The sequence below is a fragment of the Paracoccus sp. PAMC 22219 genome, from assembly GCF_000787695.1.
Classification (GTDB): domain Bacteria; phylum Pseudomonadota; class Alphaproteobacteria; order Rhodobacterales; family Rhodobacteraceae; genus Paracoccus.
Genome location: NZ_BBPH01000151.1, coordinates 1 through 2,500, shown reverse-complemented (window position 1 = coordinate 2,500; position 2,500 = coordinate 1). Strand labels below are relative to the sequence as shown.

Annotated in this window: 4 protein-coding genes; 2 read left to right on the top strand and 2 right to left on the bottom strand. The window is 56.9% G+C overall.

From position 1 onward, the window contains the following. Positions 1-590 precede the first annotated feature (590 nt). Positions 591-809: a hypothetical protein gene (locus TY51_RS15795; RefSeq protein ID WP_042251203.1), complete on the top strand. Its 219-nt coding sequence runs from the start codon at positions 591-593 to the stop codon at positions 807-809. A gap of 126 nt (positions 810-935) precedes the next feature. Beyond that, positions 936-1,130 (top strand): HU family DNA-binding protein, encoded by a 195-nt coding sequence (locus TY51_RS24620; protein WP_081995151.1) that lies wholly within the window; start codon positions 936-938, stop codon positions 1,128-1,130. Between the two features lie 558 nt (positions 1,131-1,688). Here the strand turns inward: TY51_RS24620 and TY51_RS21280 are convergent. Continuing rightward, positions 1,689-1,913 (bottom strand): excalibur calcium-binding domain-containing protein, encoded by a 225-nt coding sequence (locus TY51_RS21280; RefSeq protein ID WP_081995149.1) that lies wholly within the window; start codon positions 1,911-1,913, stop codon positions 1,689-1,691. Positions 1,914-2,073: 160 nt separating this feature from the next. Next, the coding region (locus TY51_RS15790) for a MarR family winged helix-turn-helix transcriptional regulator (RefSeq protein WP_042251205.1) at positions 2,074-2,500 on the bottom strand (427 nt) is incomplete at its 5' end.

Here is a 2,500-nt window from a genome sequence, read left to right as displayed (position 1 = left end):
GCCAGCCAGACCCAGGTCGCGACCGAGTCTGCTGCAAACCCGGTTATGGCCGTCTCATCCATGTCTTGCTCCTGAAGATCCTATGGTGACGTCGTCCCGGCCCATGTCGGACTGGACGTTCCACGGTATCTCTGCCGTATCGAGCAAACATCCTCCAGCCAATCTTTCCCGCAAAGGAAGGAGGCGAGGTCCGTCGATACTTTTTTGCCAGGGGGTCCATGGACGCTTGCCTGTAGCGCATTGCAGCCATGCCGGTGCAGTTCGAAGGCGACGACCGACAGGTCCGACACATTCTTCAGTCACGCAGGTAAACCAAAGCTTGGGCTTTCCGTGTTGATGCTCCACAGCCCCACTGCAGGCCAATTTGCGGGACGAAACTATCGTTGAGGTGAGCGAACGGCTAATCGTCGTCTGATGGCGTCAGATCGGTGTGGCTTCGAAAGATCATAGAATGAAGCATCGTCCCCTCCAAAGGGGGATATTTCTTGCATGCTTGTCTTCAAAAATAAATGATAACAAATATTTATGACCATTTCGGCTTCTGCAAGTATCATCCAGTCCGGAGGGACTAAGCAGGCACAGAAAACATCATGGCAAAAATCATCGCCCTCACGGACATTCATGGCCGGCTGCAGGTTTTCGAATGTCCGCCCTGGCGCGTCGTGAAACTGACGTCGTCTCCTGATGGCACGAGCGTAGATCTGTCCAACGGGGACGGGATCGCAACCGTGAAGGTGAGCGATACACAGCAAAACATCGGGATACAGCTCACGGACGGAACTTCCCCATTCCCGACTGGCCAAGCCTGAACAGGCCTGCTCGTATCCATCTGAAAAAGCATTGGCCCATGATCCGCCCGAGACGATCGGGAAACTCGTTGAAACTCTCTCGCATCTGCCCCGGCTGGTCATGGAAGCTTCGCTACTCGATCCTCAATGAGATCGTGGACGGTCCTGCCCACGGTCACAGGGTCGAGGTTCGTAGCGTTCTCCAGCAAGGTTAGGGATGCCCGAATGTGTCGCGACACCAGGACCGGCGAACCTGTACAGGTGACGCCCGAGCGCCACTTGCATTTCAAACTATCGAAGCTCCTCCTAAAACAGATGAGCGACCTCCCAGCACCCGAGTGATCCAGTCCTAGATCCGAGTACCGCCTTTCTGCTGCATGATTTGCCTTTCATGCAATTTTTGCAGAGGAAGCTATTAAGCCGCAAATTTTGCGTGAAAGGGCCGTTCGACCTTGGGCCCGGCAAAGCAGAAGCTCCACGCCCTGAAATAGCACCATACCCGACAACTCCCGGCTGATCCCCGTCTCCTACGCTGTCCGGCGCATAACAGTGCTCCCGGGGAACAGGGCAGGCCGGAGGTTAAGTGGGGGGCCTAGATCCCGAGCAGGTCTGCGAGATCCCGGAGCAATTCTGCCGTCGCTTAGAGCGCCGTAAAAAACGGACGCTGCAATGCAGCGCAAACCCGTGACAGCCTGCAGCGATGCCCCCAAGCTGAACCATGAAGCCAAGCGCTTCACTCCTCCTTCCAAAGGTGTCTTCCTCCTCCTTCCTACGTGAACTTCCAGAGATCACCGGACCTGCCGCTCTCCTCCTCCCTGCGGTCAGGTTCGGTGGTTCTTTGTCTGCAGGGTGGTTGCCGAGGTCGTAGCCAACATCTCCCGTATGGCGTCTCAAAGAGGTTCAGTTTTCACAGGCGATCCCGTCGCCGTCTCGGTCCAGATCATAGACGTCAGGTCCGGCGACCTTGACCGGGCCTTGCACATAGGCCGGCCCGTTCCCGCTACCGCTTGCGCAATCCACATCGCTGGCCAGGGGCACGCAGACGAGCGCGTAGCTTGGGTGGCACTCCTGAGACCATGCCGGGACGGGCAGAAGCAGCAGACCGGTTAGAACGGGACGGCACATGGCAGGCTCACATGAAAAGATCACTCGCTAGGCCATGAAGGCCAGAAATAATCAACCCTAGAATGAATTATGCCATTTGGATTTTTAGGGTCCAGAAGGGGTCAAAGCGGGGAGCTCATTGTGATCTGTCTTTGTATATTCGCGGTCTGGAAGAACGATTTTACCGTCTGAAGATGATGTTCTGCACGTTTAGGTTGCACACGATGCCAGAACGTTCGGGGTTTGCTCTGGAGGTCGGGACGCGCTTGCCGAGTCGGCGGCGACCGCAGATCGACAGCAAAGTACAGACTGAGGCCTGCAACGCTTGAATGGCGAGCGTCAGCTCGACAACGACCCGGCGTTCATCCAGCGGGTCACGTTTCTTTGCGATCAACCCGGATTGCTCCATGCGCTTGAGGAGAGGCGTGGTCGTGCCGGTATCAAGGCCAAGTTTGGCGCCAATCTTGCCCACCGCGCCCGGAGACGTTTCGAGCAGCTCGAGGATCACCAGGTACTGAGGGAAGGTAAGACCAAAGGGCTCCAGGAACGGCCTGTGCGACGCATGACGCACATCTCTGCCAACGTCAGATCGCCGCGCGCCACATCCG

Coding starts and splice junctions, on each gene's coding strand:
- TY51_RS15795 (WP_042251203.1), top strand. CDS start 591: ATGGCAAAAATCATCGCCCTCACGGACATTCATGGCCGGCTGCAGGTT.
- TY51_RS24620 (WP_081995151.1), top strand. CDS start 936: ATGAGATCGTGGACGGTCCTGCCCACGGTCACAGGGTCGAGGTTCGTA.
- TY51_RS21280 (WP_081995149.1), bottom strand. CDS start 1,913: ATGTGCCGTCCCGTTCTAACCGGTCTGCTGCTTCTGCCCGTCCCGGCA.